This is a genomic window from Paenibacillus barcinonensis, from assembly GCF_003217495.1.
Classification (GTDB): Bacteria; Bacillota; Bacilli; order Paenibacillales; family Paenibacillaceae; genus Paenibacillus; species Paenibacillus barcinonensis.
Map to the genome: position 1 here is coordinate 250,428 of NZ_QJSW01000008.1, position 15,524 is coordinate 265,951.

The window sequence follows — 15,524 nt, forward strand, 5'->3', positions numbered from 1 at the left end:
ATATTGTTTTTAATTCATTTGTACTAAATAAGGAGGGCTTCATGAAACGTATTGTCTTACTGGATGTTCTTCGAGGTTTCGCCATTGTGGGGACATTAGGAACAAACATCTGGATTTTTGCTTATCTCGGTGATCTCAATCTGGTTTTCGGCCATGCACTTGAGCCGTGGTGGAGTTCAGGAGATCGTTTGCTGCAAACCATCATGCTTATACTGGTGAACGGGAAATTTCTAGGTATGCTTACGCTGTTATTCGGTGCTGGCATCGAATTGAAACGTCAAAAAGCAGTTCGTGAAGGCTACAACTGGCCTGGAGTTTACATCTGGTCATGCATACTGCTGCTGCTGGATGGTCTAATTCACTACCTGTTTGTGATGGAGTATGATGTGCTCATGAGCTACGCTGTCACAGGTATGATTGTTGCCCTGATCATTCATCGTTCCCGGCGTTTTATTCTGATAATGATGGGAATTGCGGGTAGCATACATATGATTGGCGTTACAGGAATAACAGCCCTGCTTGCACTTGAGCCAGGCTCAGCCTTCAACGGGATGGATATCATTACCCGGCTGTACGCCTCGGGTACATGGCAGGAGCAGGTCATGTTTCGGATAAGCCATTTCGGATTTTTCCGGGCCGAATCTATCGCGATCATGCCTTTGAATGTTTTTCTATTCCTGCTGGGATCACTGCTTATGCGAACCGGAGCATTCTCAAACGATGAGTCTGGACGACTCCAGCGACGAAAGCTGATGATCATCGGGCTTGGAGCGGGTATTCCTCTGAATCTGCTGCTGCTTGTGCCAGGCGGCATCATGGATCTATGGGTACGCTACATCAGTGCGCCCCTGCTAACGCTCGGTTACGTCGGAATGATTGCAATGACTCTGGAAAAAGGAAACATCCCCCGACTGATGCGCCGCTTCGGGGAGATTGGCAGGATGGCGCTGAGCTGTTACATATTACAGAACATCATCGCCTCTGTAATCTTCTACGGATGGGGCTTCGGACTCGGCGGACGTCCATCCTCCCTCTTCATTTTGTTGATGTGGGTTGGCATCTGTCTATGGTTAATGCTTTTCTCTCACTTCTGGCTGCGAAAATATCAACAAGGCCCGGTGGAATGGCTGTGGCGTAAGCTGTCCATCTCCCCCTCACCTGGAGGCAAGTCACAGAAAACCTCAATATAACCTTCCATGCCAAGAGGGGCTGTCCCGGACCATCATGATCAACAATCGCGATGGATGCGAGACAGCCCTGCCTGATAAACATTCAATAACGAACCCAGCAAGCTGCAATCCCTCCTTTGTGCGCTGGCCCTGCTATTTACTATACCGCGTTTACCGTTTCTCTCTTGTATAGCCCGAGGGCGTCCACATTTCTCCCGCGTTTAATTCGATTCAACAGGCAGGCACAACGTGAACGTTGATCCTGTACCAGGCTCACTCTGTACGGTAATTTTACCGTTATGATCCTGAACTATTTTTTGACAAAGCGCAAGTCCCAGACCTGTCCCCTCCTCTTTGGTGGTAAAGAACGGATTAAAAATAGAAGAAAGTGAGCTTTCAGGAATTCCGCTGCCTGTATCCGATACCGAGATGAGTACCCTATCCCCTTCCTTCAGCATATCCATACGTACCTCGCCAGGGTCCGGCATTGCTTCAAACGCATTACGAATCAGGTTGATCAGAACCTGTACAATCTTATCCCGGTCCATGTTCACACTCACCGACTCATCCTTCATATCAAGGGTAATCCGATGCCCTCTTGAGGCGGCGTCCGATTCGGTCAAAGACATTACACGCTCCAGGCACTGTGCCAGCTTCTCCGGCTTCATGTGATTGACTTGCGGCTTGGAAAATTGCAAAAATTCACCCGTCAGATCGGTGACTCTGGTCACCTCACTCATAATAACTTCATACCACGGTGCAATATTAAAAGCTTGTCCACGTGACAGCTGCAGGAATCCCCGAATTGCAGTAAGTGGATTACGAATCTCATGAGCCATGCCTGCGGCCAGCTCCCCTACCGCCCGCAATCTTTCGGAGCGAAATAGCTCCTCCTCATTTTTAATCCATTGGCTGCGCTGCTGCTGTAACAGCTGGTCCTCCGCAACGGTCATGAATTGCTGCAATGTCTGTGATAATCTGGGATAAAGTGAAATGCTATAACTGATTTCCAGTCCCTGAAGCTCATTAAACAAGGAGGATAGGCGTTCTTCAATATGATCTATTTGTGGAAGCACTATGGCAAAGCGATCCCCTGCATACCGAGAGATGCCGTAGGCTTCCGGGAACTGATTCGTGATCATACTTCCTGTACCCGTGATGACCGAGCACCAAGGGTCCCCTGAAGCTTTTTTGTATCCGCTGAAATTATGTACATTCAGAAGCACTAACAGGAAAGAACGTTCTTCCTCCATCGTCTTATGAAGTACCTCCATATATCCTTCATAGTTCAGCAACCCTGTGAGAGGATCGTGGAGAGTAAGAAATTGATTTTTTTCCCGAAGCCTGCGCTTTTCCGCCTCACTATTCATCGACGTATGGTATAACACAACAATGACAACAGAGGTTATCAGATCAAATACAGACACCAGCAAGCTGTACGTATCCATCACCGAAACATAAAACAATCGAATGACGGTGTATTGAAGCATAAGCAGCATAGATATCGGCAACGTTTCTATGACCTTTAGTTTGTTCTGAATCGTAGAGAGAATAAGCATATAATAGAGCATGTTACACCAATTCAATTGACTGAAATAATGGAAAGCACCGAGGATAAGCCATTGGATCACTCGGAATGCCGGATAACGCCGCTCCCCCCAGATACTCGCAACAAGCAATATACCCATGAACAGCATCAGGATCGGATGAGATGATTGTCCCAGTATATATGAGGATACTATGACAAGCAGACAACCTAGCGGGAATATTACCATTTTCATTGTGTAACTTAGCAAAATAGCCTCGCCCCCTTAGACAAAAGTCACACTAACAACATATCCACAAATATTATATCTATTATGATTAGCTGATGTTGTCGATTATTGGAAGCTAACAAAATTCGTAAGGATGTATAATTTTCTAAAACAATAGGGCATATGAAGTAATTGTAATATATTAAAATGTATGATTGTGCATTTCGAAGTCAATATGTATTCATAACCACGAAATGTCATGGCCCATGCCCAAAAGCCAGCTCTCCTAATTTGAGGGCTGGCTTCTTTGCTGCTTTTCGCTATAGATAAAGAGAGATTATAGGACTGGCCTGTTATTTCTTGGCCATATACTTACGAATGTCGAATGCAACAGCGGCGACAATGATTAACCCTTTGATGATCAGCTGCCAGTATGGACTGACACCGATAAAGGTGAGGCCGTAGTTAATGACGCCAAAGATCAGCACTCCGGCCATAACCCCCGGCACCGTTCCGATGCCTCCGGCTGTCGAGACACCACCAACAACACAAGCGGCAATAGCATCCAGTTCGTACATGTTGCCATAATTGTTCGTGGCTCCACCGGTCCGAGCCGCTTCCAGCACACCGCCCAACCCGTAAAGTGCACCCGCAATTGCATACAGTGCAATCAGATTGCGAGCGACATGAATGCCGGATACGTGGGCCGCCTGGATGTTTCCACCGATTGCATACATATTTTTACCCAGACGGGTTTTGTTGAAAACAACCCAGCAGATCAGCGCAACGCCAATCGCGATCAGCACGATGTAAGGGATGGAGTACCCTCCGCCCAGATCAATGTACCCCGAGCCTATCGTTGTAAAATCGGGTCTAAGTCCTCCAATCGGCTGTGACTGGTTCGGTTCGGTATCAAAATAGATGGAGTTCAAGCCGTACACGGCAACCATCGTACCCAGTGTAGCGATAAAAGGCGGGACATGCAGCTTCGCTACGATAATGCCATTGACCAATCCGACGAGCAGGCCTGCCACAATGCCAATGACGATGGGCAATCCTACCCACAGCTGCGGCAGATCAGGAAAAAATTTGTTGGCATAGGTGTCAATCTGCAGCATGGATGCGGACACAACAGCTGTCAAACCGACAACACGCCCGGCTGACAGATCGACGCCTCCTGTCACGAGAATGAAGGCTGCCCCCAGTGCAATAATGGCCCGTGTTGAGGATTGTTGCAAAATGTCCCGCAGGGTGGAAAAAGCGAGAAAGTTGGGATCGGCAATCGCGATTCCGATAACGAGCAGGATCAGCACAATAAAGATTGCACGCTGAGCTACATACTGCTTCACTTGATTAACTAGAGTTGTATTCATCTGTGTTCCTCCTGACCAGCCATCCGCTGTTGGGCGGCCAGCCTCATAATATGCTGCTCGGTGGCCTCGGCTCCGTCCACAATGCCTGTAAGACGACCTTCGCTCATCACCATGATGCGGTCCGACATGCCTAGCAGTTCAGGCATTTCCGAGCTAATCATAATAATGCTTTTGCCTTGACGGGCCAGTTCAATAATAATCGTATAAATTTCGAACTTGGCTCCGACGTCAATTCCCCGTGTAGGCTCATCCAGCAGCAAAATTTCCGGTTCAGTTAACAGCCAGCGAGCCAGCAGCACCTTCTGCTGATTACCGCCCGAAAGGTTGCGAATCAGCGTGTTAACCGAAGGTGTTTTGGTTCTGAACTTCTGCGTCTGCTCTTTTGCCTCTTCACGTCCCTTTTTTTCATCCAGCAGGCCAAGACGATTCTGATACCGACCCAGGCTGGCAATAATCGTGTTCTCATAGACGGACAACACCGGGAATATACCGGTCACTCGCCGCTCCTCGGTCAAGAGCGCTATATTATGACGTTTCGCTGCGGCGGGCGAATTAATTTTCACCTTGCGTCCATGAATGGATATTGTGCCGGAAGCAAATCCGCGCAGGCCAAACAGCGACTCCATCAGCTCCGTACGCTGCGCTCCCACCAGACCGCCAATGCCTAACACTTCACCTTTACGCAAATTAAACGATACATCCCGAAACGAATTGGGCTGATTCGATGTCAGTCCTTCGGCCTGAAGAATGACTTCACCGGGTACATTGAGCCGTTCGGGGAAGCGTTCACTCAGATCACGACCAACCATCCGCGTAATGATGAGATCCGTGGTCAGATCAGCGGCATCCCAGGTTCCCACCACACATCCATCTCGCATGATGGTTACTTCATCCGAAATCGTTAAAATTTCCTCCATCTTGTGTGAAATGTAGATAATCGACACACCGCGGCTACGCAGCTTGTTGATAATCGTGAACAGCTGCTCTACTTCCTTGCCCGTCAGCGAGGAGGTTGGTTCATCCATGACAATGACTTTGGAATGAAACGAGACCGCTTTGGCAATTTCCATAGATTGAATTTTGGATACAGACAATGTCCCGGCCAATGCCTTCGGCTCAATATCCAGATTCAAGTCCTGAAACAGCGTCTTAGTATCGGCATACATGCGCTTCTCATCAATCAGCAACCCCTTCATGGGGAAACGTCCCAGCCATATGTTCTCCATCACAGGACGGTGCGGAACCGGATTCAGCTCCTGATGAATCATGGAAATTCCTTTCTCCAGAGCAACCTTGGAATTAGGAATGTCTGCATGCTTTCCTTCGATATGAATCGTGCCTGCATCGGCACGGTACATCCCGAACAAACATTTCATCAGGGTTGATTTGCCCGCTCCATTCTCGCCCATCAGCGCATGAACGGTTCCCGGCTTCACCTTCAGCGTCACTTCACTGAGTGCCTGCACCCCGGGAAAAGCCTTCGAAATTCCGTTCATCTCCAGCAGATAAGGTGACTGCATTTCATATTCTCCCCTTTCATCTGACCGGTCAAAAAGGGACGCTGCCCCAATGACATACGTCCCTCTCTGCTGCTATTATTGGGCGTCGGCAATGTTGTCCTTCGTAATTTTTTTGTAAGCAATCCAGACATACTTTCCGTCCGTAATATCAAATTTCGTATTTTCCTTGGTTGGCGTCTCACCCTTAGCCAGAACTGCTGCCAGAGCTACCGTTGCCGCCCCTTGATTTTTCGCATCATTCAGCACAGTGCCAAGCATCGTGCCATCCTGCAATGCCTGAATTGCCGGAGCTGTAGCATCTACACCCACGACCGGCATGGTTTTGCCATCCTTGAAGTATCCTGCTGCCTTCAAGGCTTCAATCGCACCAAGTGCCATGTCATCATTGTTCGCCAGCACGGCTTCAATTTTGTCGCCATGGGAAGCGAGAAATGCCTGCATCTTCTCCTGCCCTTTCACCCGATCCCACATGGCTGTATCCTCGGCAAGGGCCTCCACCTCAATGCCTGCATCCTGAATCGCCTGAACAGAATATTTAGTACGCAGCTCGGCATCCTGGTGACCTGGCTCACCCTTCAGCATGACATATTGCAGCTTGCCATCACCGTTTTTGTCAGCCTCGGGATGAGCCTTCCAATAATCCACAATCAGCTGACCCGAGATCGTACCAGACTCTTCTGCTTTGGCACCGACATAATACACCTTATCCCACTTGTTCATATCTTCCGCCACAGGCTCACGGTTGAGGAAAACCACCGGAATATTGGCCGCTTTGGCCTTGTCGATAATGACTCCCGCTGCGGTCCGGTCTACCGGGTTTACCGCCATCGCATTGTATTTCTTGGATACAAACAGGTCCACCTTCTCATTCTGGGTCGGCTGTGCATTCTGGCTGTCTACGATATCAAGCGTAGCCACGCCCTCCGCTGCCGCAGTCATCGCGTTCCGTACACCCGTCATGAACGTATCATCAAATTTATAGATAGCAACCCCGATCTTCGGATTTTCAGTCTGGGCCCCGGCTTCTGTCTTGGTTCCGCTATCTGTTCCTTTGCTGCCGTTTCCACCTGCATCACTTCCCCCGTTGCCACATCCTGCCGCCACTGCCATGCATACCGTCAGCAACAGCGTCATCCACGTTTTTTTCATCATCTGATGACCTCCCCCAAGTTCATTCGGCTTTACCGATGTCTCTATTATGAAAGGGTTTACATTTAATTCGAATACAATATCTTCATCTGTTTTATCGAAATCCTCCTCAATTCATCTGTTCTATATAAGCACCTGAATTGAACTGAAAATTTTTACACAAGCCACTCCGATGACAGAATGTATGAGTTCTATTGCACAAAAGGAAATAACAGCTTCTGATTATCCATCCAGAACATATTGTCTGTGCTAACCACCTTGGTTTCGAGCACCACTCGGGCCTGAACCTGTTTATGCTGCAGCTTGGCAAAAGCCTGATTGATTCCCAGATATCCTGCACTGTAGCCGTTCTGTACAATCAGTCGTTGAAAAACATCCTCCTGTAGCTGCTCCAGCTGCTGCTGCTCACTTCCAAATCCAACGATGCTGACCCGCCGACCTTCAGCCCTGCGACGATTCAGTTCATCGGCTGCACCGAGAGAAGCCTGCTCCTGAAGAGCAATCACTCCCTTTATCTCGGACTGATCCAGCTGCTGCTTGACGGCCTGCCAGCACGCCTCTCTATTGTTACAGACGGATTTGGGCGCCACCTCAATCGCCGGATAAGACATCAGCACTTCCCGAATGCCCTGTTCCCGATTGACCAGTCCGGCGCTCGTCGGGTCCGGCCCGACTAAAGCTACATGCCCTTGTCCTTGTAACAATTCGGCCATAGCCTCCCCCGCCTGACGCCCTGCTTCAAGATTATCCATCGAGATCACGCTGGTAATGCCCTTGACAGGAAACTCATCATTTAACACAATGACCGGCACGATTCCTCCATCTGTGCTGGAGAGCTCTGCCTCCCGAACGATATCGCCCAGTGCCTGCTCGCTCAGCGGATCGACGAGTATGGCTGCCGCCCCCTGCTGCAACGCCAGGGCAGCAGCCTGCACCTGTGCCTGTTCACGCTCGCTGCGGGTCAGGCCCCGGCCAGCCGCGTCTGTCCTGTTAGCAAACGGTAGACCGACGGCATAGTCTGCGTTGGAAGAGGTATGCGAAGTGTCATCCACCGGATACGCTTCAACAGTAATCAGCTGTGCGCCGCGTTCTTTGGCGGCTGCTTCAGCCCCCAGGCGAATCGCCTCCGCAAGTTCTCCTGTGCCAGCAGGAGTAATCAATGCGATTCGCGCCGGTAATGCGGGTTTATCCGCTTCCGCAATGCCGCAGGCTGCACATATGAACAGGCAGCAGGCTGCGGCTGCGTGTAATAAGGCTTTGAATGGCCTGAATTCCGGGCATGCCGGAAGAGTTGCCTGGCTTTTTTTTGCCATATCACGAAGTGCTCTCTTGTTCGGTCTGATGTGTTGCACACGGTAGTTACTGCTGCCCTTCATTTGTCCCGTCCTCCTTCTCTGCTTGCTGAACCGGTATCCGAATCCATACCGTTGTGCCCTCCTCCAGCTCGCTGGCATACTTCAGACCATATCCCTCACCATAATAGAGACGGATGCGATCATGTACATTTCGTACAGCTACCCCTGAGCCCGCGCCGCTTTTCACAACTGGACGTCCGCTGAGCAGGGCCACCATCTGTTCCTCCGACATGCCTACACCGTTATCCGTAATGCGGAAAACCAGATCCTGCTCATCGCGCTGCACATCAATCTCAATGCTTCCCTCGTCCATGTGGTATTCGATACCATGCACAATGGCATTTTCGATCAACGGTTGCAGGATCAGCTTCAATGTCAAACTATCCAGCACCTGCTCATCTGCACGAATGGTGAAGGTAAACTTATGCTTGAATCGCATCTGCTGAATGGTCAAGTAGTGGCGTGCATGCTCCAGCTCTTCCCTGACGGTAATGATCGTTTTGCCCTGACTGAGACTGATGCGGAATAATCGCGACAAGGACGTGATCATCGTGATGACCTCGTCATTGCGGCTCATGCCGACCATGCGAACCACAGAATTCAGCGTGTTGTAGAGAAAATGCGGATTAATCTGCGCCTGAAGCGCCTCCAGCTCCAGACGACGTTTCTGCTCCTGTTCATGGATGATCTCATCCATAAGCGTGCGAATTTTGTTCACCATCAGATTGAATCTGCGCGACAGTCGCTCAACTTCCAGCGGCCCCGTTGTTGGCAGCTCCACGCTGAAATCTCCACGCTCCACCGCCTTCATCTTGCGTTCCATCCGCCGAATCGGGCGGGTCAGACTGGAGGAGAGCAGGAGGGACACCACAATCACCAGCACCAGTACCACCACCAGCACACGAATCAAATATCCGTTCACTTCCTGACGGGTCGTCATGATCTCATCAAGATAAGCCACACCAACAATCTTCCAGCCGATATTGGCTACCGACTTTACGGTATTCAGCCTCTTCTGACCCTCTGCTTCATCCTCGTAACTGCCTGTGGCTATCAGGGCTTGCTCGATATTTTCCTTTTTCAACCCCATATACATGAGCTGCTGCTGTGGATGGTACACGATATTGCCTGCACTTTCATCAATAATGTAGACGTACCCCCGCTGTCCCAGGCTGACCCGGCTGCTGATCTCATCCATTTGCTTGAAATTGATATCGACCAGCAGGATCACCTGCCGCTCCTGTCCGTTCTGCTTCACCGTCATGCCTTTGCTCATTGATACGACCCATTGATAAGGACCCGCGTACATATTCTGAATATGAGGCAAGGAGAAGCTCAGATGATTGGGTACACGCAGAGCCGATTGGAACCAGCCCTGCTGGGTTACATGTGCGCTGCGCTTCAGCTCGGCCGCCGGTCTGTTCTTTAGAAGCTGTCCGTTCGCATCAAGCAGCGTAATCGAGATAATATCCTCCCGGCTACTGAGCAGGGTATCCAGCTGTTTATCCACCTGATCCCCTTCCCACGTCCCGTCCCTGAGCATATGCTCCTCGATGGCACGATACAGATGAGACATGCTTCGTACGTAATCCTCCAGGTTATAACTGACCTGATCTACAATCTGTCTGGTAGAGAGCTCCGCACTGCGCTCCGCCGCCTGTGTAAACTTGTCATGTAACAGCACAGCCATAACCGTGAGCACCAGCACAATGAAAATGGAGAAGGACCACGTAATAATAGAACGAATGCTGCTAACCTTGGAGGATCGCAGATGTATACGAAGCTTGCGGGCGATCGTTTGACTATGGTCCGTGAACGCTCTCCAGTTCATTGAAGAGAGCCTCCAGAGGCTGTTGTCGCCTGTCTGCGGTATTCTTTAGGCGAGACCCCGACATGCTTTTTAAAACAAAAGCTGAAATAATTCGGTTCGGCAAACCCCACCCTCTCGGCAATCTGAAACGACTTCAGCTCGGTCGATCGGAGCAGCTCGCGTGCCTCATCCATACGAATCTGCATCAAATATTGCAGGAAGGTGAACTGCACCTCTTTTTTAAAAATGCTGCAAAAATACCCGGAGCTGATATGCAAATGAGCGCATACCTTCTGAATGGACAGCTCAGGATCGGCATAATGTTTCTTCGTAAAGGCAAGCGCCTGCTCCACAATATCCTTATAGACATGCTGCCGTCCGCTGGAAATGCGTTCTTGTACAAGCAGGCAGACCTCCCGCACCTTCTGCTGCGCCTCGGACAACCCCGGCAGTCGAAAGAGGTCCGTGTACAGCTGAAATCCCGCACCGAATATATCCTCCATCTCTTCACCTGAAGCCTGTGCAGCTTTCCAGACCGTTGTTAATACTTCAATTAGATACAGCTGGATATCACTTCGCCCATGCTCTACCGTAATTTCCCGGAAAATGATCTGCAGCCCCTGCTCCAGCTCTGTCTGTGTCCCCGCCTTCAGACAGCGGGTTAACGTCTGCTGCTTCAGTTCATCAAAGCGCAGCTTACCCTCCGTCTGGCGCTCGACATCCGCAATGTAGATCAATGAGTCTGTTCCCGGGACAAGCCGATAATCCAGCGCCAGCAAAGCGTCTTCATAGGCGTGCTTCACTTCTGGCAACGTGTCTGCAAGACGGCTGGACCCAATCGTTGCCGGTACGCGCAAGTAGTGATGAATGCTGCGTACAACCTTCTCCAGTGCGTGCTGCTGCAGGTGCTCGCCTGCTGCCCCGCCGAGACGATCTATGAAGAGCAGCACCACCGTCTCCTGATGCATAAAGGCATATCCAGCCTTGTGATCATCCCAGATCTCTGCGGCAATGTTCAGGGCAGCAAACAGCTTCAGCTCCGCATCCTCGGATGGATGCAGGCTCAAGACAGACACACCGTAACGCTCACCCACCAGCTCAAGTCCGCACTGGCTTGCACGGTTTACAAAGTACTGCGCAGACTTCTGACGATGCAGCAGGGTCGCAATCAGGTCGGCCTGTAATAAGGGCAGGCTTGTGCGATAGTGCTCGCGCAGCTGCTGTACATCTTCACGTTCTGCAATCTCAGCCGCCATCTGGGCGCACAGTCTGGTGAGCAGCTCCGTAAGGTGTTTGGCCGAGAAGGGCTTCAATAGATATTCATCCACGCTGAGCGAGACAGCCTGACGAGCATAATCAAATTCATCATATCCCGTCAAAATAACCACCTTCACGAGCGGATTCCGTTCTCTCAATCTTCGTGCAAGTTCCAGACCATCCATAAAAGGCATGCTAATATCCGTAATTACGATATCCGGCTCCACCCGTTCTGCCATCTCCAGTGCCTCACGACCATTCTCAGCCAATCCTACGATGCGCAGATCCATGGCCTCCCAGTCCACTTCAACTATCAAGCCTTCGCGTTCATCCTGCTCATCGTCTACGAGAAGCACACGGTACATGCTTATTCCCCCTCTTATCTAGCCGTTACTATTCATGAGTACGATGCCGACACTCTGTGGGTAATGCACTGATGTCCTCTCCCGAATCGAACTACCTCTCTCGGAAACTGGGCTATATCCCCTCGGGCAGAAAATGTACGGACATTCCATCAAGCAAGGTTTCCAACATAATATACAATAAAAACTCATCCATGTAACCGCTTTCTTAAATAAGCATTTAGATATGCCTCTGCGGGCTCTTTAGACGCGCCCCACAAGAGATAACACGTTCCCTCCGAGCGCTGTTTCTAGAAAAATGATTCAAAAATTGACTTAAATTGGTACGTGTGTTATGATGATATAGGTCGATACATTAGTGGACATTACGTCGGCGGTTTAACCACCGTATAGACACAAGGCATAGGGTTATGCCGTTCATACCGATGATCGTACAAAACTTATTATTTTTGGAGGAATCACATGCAAACAGGTACAGTAAAATGGTTCAACGCGGACAAAGGATTTGGCTTCATCGAAACTGAAGAAGGAACTGACGTATTCGTTCACTTCAGCGCCATTCAAGGTGATGGTTACAAAACGTTGGACGAAGGACAACGTGTCGAGTTTGAAGTAACTCAAGGTAACCGTGGACCACAAGCGGAGAACGTTACTAAACTGTAATTGATACGGGGGCTGCTTCGGCAGCCCTTTATTTATTCCCGCTAATTGCTATACAATCACAGAAATGAGGTTTATATTCCAACAGAACACTTTAATTCTAATGAACATGTTGTATTTTCCACGGTTGACGATATCATTAACTTCTACTCACCTCAGCAAACGAGCACCGATAACACCAAAGCTCACTCGCATGCGGCAGATGCATTAGAACAGACAGACCACACTGCCGAACGTTAACCACGAAACTATAACAGCCTATCCGACTAAGCAAAAGGCCCTGCACCGCTTGAACGGTACAGGGCCTGATTTGTATTCTTATTTGACATAACCATTACGAATCGCAAAAACAACCGCCTGCCTGCGATCCTCCACCTGAAGCTTCTGCAAAATACGATCTACATAACTCTTTACTGTGCTTAGGGCAGAGGACAAATCATTAGTGCATCTACCATTGAGCCTCACGCAGAGCCTCACGCACAATTTGGATGCGGCATGCTAAGGAATGATATATCCCTCAAACACTCATACATATGAAATAACCGACGAAAATAACGAAAAGTAATTCTATAGTTATGGTTCAAAGGTCCTATTTTATTTAGGATATCTAACATTAATATGTCGAAATAACGATATAAATGAAGAGTAGAACTTACCTGGATTTCATATACGTGAATAGTAAGATCATCATCGTTTGGAATTTGTAATCGTTTTTCATTAGTTTCATTAAAGAAGCTCTATGAGATTAAAGATGTCCCTCACTTTAATTGTAACAACATGCGCAGCGTATACGATGTCCAGGTGAAGTCCTTTTTAATTTTACAGGAGGAGTGAACTACCTTGTTTAAAAAGCTTCGCTGGAGTACCATGCCATTCTTTGTCAAGAACCTGGTGATTTCCTTCGGGAGTATCGCCCTTATTGGAATTATTCTCATTACTGCGGCGTATCAGCTGCAAAAGGGAATATTAATCAGCCAGCTAAACGATCAGGCCAAGATTACAACGTTAAAATGGTCTCAAGATCTGGACACCAGTCAGGTGGAACAGGCCGTATCCGAGAAAAGCTATTCTGATACATATCAAAGCAAGCTACGCGACTACCTAGATTCCATCCACACCTTTAATCCAAATATTGCGCAAGCTTACATTTTCAGTTCGCAGCTGGATGAGAATAATGGAGCGCCCATTTATGCCATCCCGACTAATCTGTTAGAAGCATTTGAGAACGATAAACTATTGCCAGGCATTAAATATCCCTTGTCCCATCAAATTGCACAAGGTCTTGCTGATATGAATGCAACTGGCGAGCCTGCGTTCAGTGATTTTTATACGGATGATTTCGGTACGTGGACCACATTGATGTATCCGATCAAAAACGCTGACGGCTCCATCTACGCCGCTCTGTATTTTGATGTAGACGCAAGCGCCGTACCCAAAGGGCTCAGCAAACTAATCACCTACGGAATGATGTACCTGATTGGCTTCCTGATCCTCTTCATGGTGTTGCAATTTATTTTGCTAAAAAGAACACTGCGTCCAATTCATGATCTCATGAAAGGGATTGAGGAAGTGAGCACGGGTAACCTGAACGTCACGATTCGAACCGGGCGTGATGATCTTGGTGTGATCAATGAGAAGTTCAATGCGATGATCGAACGTTTCAACATCACTCTTTTCAAAGTCAAAAACACGTCCAGCCATCTCTCGAATTCATCCAGAGCATTGCTGGAAATTTCGGCGAAAAACAACGATAATATTCAATCCATCAGCCATAACATTCGCGAAATCTCTACAGGTCTGGTGTCTCAGGATAAAGCGACCGTAGAAAGCGCACGTGCCATGACCGAGATGTCTACCGTAGTGCAAAACATCGCCGGAAGCTCTTCAGAAGTAGCCGATGAGGCACTAAGCATGGAACAACGCTCCAACAGCGGGCATGAAATTATGCAGCAGGTTATTGATCAGATGGGATTGATCTCGGGTGCAGTGCAGAAGACATATGCCTCCATTCAATCCTTGGAAAACCGTTCCAATGAGATTAGCAGCATTGTTGGAATCATCACCGATATTGCTGGTCAGACCAACCTGCTTGCGCTGAACGCTTCGATTGAAGCTGCACGGGTTGGAGAAGAAGGTCGCGGCTTCGCCGTAGTGGCTGGAGAAGTCCGCAAATTGGCCGAGCAATCTCAAGAGTCCGCAACGCAGATTCGCGCGTTGATTGATGAGATTCAGCGGGACATTGGGCAATCCGCAGAAGCCATGGAGCGTGGTTCGGAAGAGGTGAAAAAAGGACTTAACGTTACACGGGAAACCGGTGTATTCTTTGAGGACATTCTAACCGCCACCAACAAAGTGGCGAACCAGATTCAGGACATCTCCAGCTCGACCGAGGAAATCTCTGCGAGCACCCAAGAAATGTCCGCCACTGCGGATGAGCTGTCTGCAAGTGTCAGCAAGGCTGCGAGCAGCACGAAGCATATCGAGAACTCGATTGCTGAGCAGGAAACCTCCATGGCTGCCATCGTAAGTGCCTCAGATGAGCTTGCAGAGGTATCCGAGCAGCTGCAGGAGCTCATCTCCTTCTTTAAAGTGAAGGAAGTGTAAGCGAAGAAAGTATGAGGGGTCTTTGGACAGGTCATAACACCCACGGATCAGCTTAAACGGGAATATGCAGTTGCAGGTGAAGGTGAAGGTGCAACTGTGCGGAGTACGTTACCAATGAGCGGGTAATTACTGACGCTAATGCGACGAACATGCAATAACCGTAATACAACCAAGGCTTGAGTGACGGACACTCAAGCCTTGGTTTTTTTTGACTTGTGCTGAGCCGTAGCTCCACGGACGTGAAGTGCCTTTCAAGTGGGCAGTCTCGTCGATCCTTAACCAGTTACATTCTAACGATCTCAGGAGACGCTATTCACCTCCATCTCGACTCATTATAAATCTAGCTATGATGAACGTAAACAAGGATAGCCCCCACATATTGCTGAGCATCGTAGGTTAAAATGGAAAGTGTCAATACCACCATTTCAGAGCTACACAGCAAAGGAGAGCTATCACTATGCAGTCTACCACAAAATTCATCGGTTTAGATGTGTCCAAAGAAAAAATTTCG

Annotated in this window: 10 protein-coding genes and 1 pseudogene; 3 read left to right on the plus strand and 8 right to left on the minus strand. The window is 49.0% G+C overall.

Annotated features, from left to right (window positions below; all coding sequences use genetic code 11):
- Window positions 1-41: 41 nt before the first annotated feature.
- Window positions 42-1,190 carry a DUF418 domain-containing protein gene (locus DFQ00_RS15000; RefSeq protein WP_110897280.1) on the plus strand — a complete coding sequence of 383 codons (1,149 nt, stop codon included), beginning with the start codon at window positions 42-44 and terminating at the stop codon, window positions 1,188-1,190.
- Window positions 1,191-1,390: 200 nt separating this feature from the next.
- On the opposite strand, the gene DFQ00_RS15005 is transcribed toward DFQ00_RS15000, so the two are convergent.
- From DFQ00_RS15005 to DFQ00_RS15035, 7 genes are all read right to left on the minus strand, one after another.
- Window positions 1,391-2,857 (minus strand): sensor histidine kinase, encoded by a 1,467-nt coding sequence (locus tag DFQ00_RS15005; RefSeq protein ID WP_110897313.1) that lies wholly within the window; start codon window positions 2,855-2,857, stop codon window positions 1,391-1,393.
- Between the two features lie 419 nt (window positions 2,858-3,276).
- On the minus strand, window positions 3,277-4,296 hold the full coding sequence (gene mglC, locus DFQ00_RS15010; protein WP_110897281.1) for a galactose/methyl galactoside ABC transporter permease MglC: 1,020 nt from the start codon (window positions 4,294-4,296) through the stop codon (window positions 3,277-3,279).
- Window positions 4,293-5,816, minus strand: a complete 1,524-nt coding sequence (locus DFQ00_RS15015; RefSeq protein WP_110897282.1) for a sugar ABC transporter ATP-binding protein — start codon at window positions 5,814-5,816, stop codon at window positions 4,293-4,295. Before DFQ00_RS15015 ends, mglC begins: the two co-directional genes overlap by 4 nt.
- A 75-nt stretch (window positions 5,817-5,891) precedes the next feature.
- On the minus strand, window positions 5,892-6,965 hold the full coding sequence (locus DFQ00_RS15020) for a galactose ABC transporter substrate-binding protein (RefSeq protein WP_110897314.1): 1,074 nt from the start codon (window positions 6,963-6,965) through the stop codon (window positions 5,892-5,894).
- A gap of 191 nt (window positions 6,966-7,156) precedes the next feature.
- Window positions 7,157-8,341 (minus strand): substrate-binding domain-containing protein, encoded by a 1,185-nt coding sequence (locus DFQ00_RS15025; RefSeq protein WP_167433738.1) that lies wholly within the window; start codon window positions 8,339-8,341, stop codon window positions 7,157-7,159.
- Window positions 8,325-10,151 carry a cache domain-containing sensor histidine kinase gene (locus DFQ00_RS15030; protein ID WP_110897284.1) on the minus strand — a complete coding sequence of 609 codons (1,827 nt, stop codon included), beginning with the start codon at window positions 10,149-10,151 and terminating at the stop codon, window positions 8,325-8,327. The genes DFQ00_RS15025 and DFQ00_RS15030 overlap by 17 nt, the downstream gene beginning before the upstream one ends.
- The gene (locus tag DFQ00_RS15035; RefSeq protein ID WP_110897285.1) at window positions 10,148-11,752 is read right to left on the minus strand and encodes a response regulator; all 1,605 of its coding nucleotides are present in this window, start codon (window positions 11,750-11,752) and stop codon (window positions 10,148-10,150) included. Before DFQ00_RS15035 ends, DFQ00_RS15030 begins: the two co-directional genes overlap by 4 nt.
- A 459-nt stretch (window positions 11,753-12,211) precedes the next feature.
- Here DFQ00_RS15035 and DFQ00_RS15040 point away from each other — a divergent pair, with 459 nt between their 5' ends.
- Window positions 12,212-12,412, plus strand: coding sequence for a cold-shock protein (locus DFQ00_RS15040; protein ID WP_090917732.1), 201 nt, complete (start codon window positions 12,212-12,214; stop codon window positions 12,410-12,412).
- Window positions 12,413-12,727: 315 nt separating this feature from the next.
- Here the strand turns inward: DFQ00_RS15040 and DFQ00_RS29845 are convergent.
- A pseudogene (locus tag DFQ00_RS29845) lies at window positions 12,728-12,829 on the minus strand (LuxR C-terminal-related transcriptional regulator); the annotation flags it as partial.
- A 447-nt stretch (window positions 12,830-13,276) separates the two neighbouring features.
- On the opposite strand from DFQ00_RS29845, the gene DFQ00_RS15050 reads away from it, so the two are divergent.
- The gene (locus DFQ00_RS15050) at window positions 13,277-15,013 is read left to right on the plus strand and encodes a methyl-accepting chemotaxis protein (protein ID WP_110897315.1); all 1,737 of its coding nucleotides are present in this window, start codon (window positions 13,277-13,279) and stop codon (window positions 15,011-15,013) included.
- Window positions 15,014-15,524 lie beyond the last annotated feature (511 nt).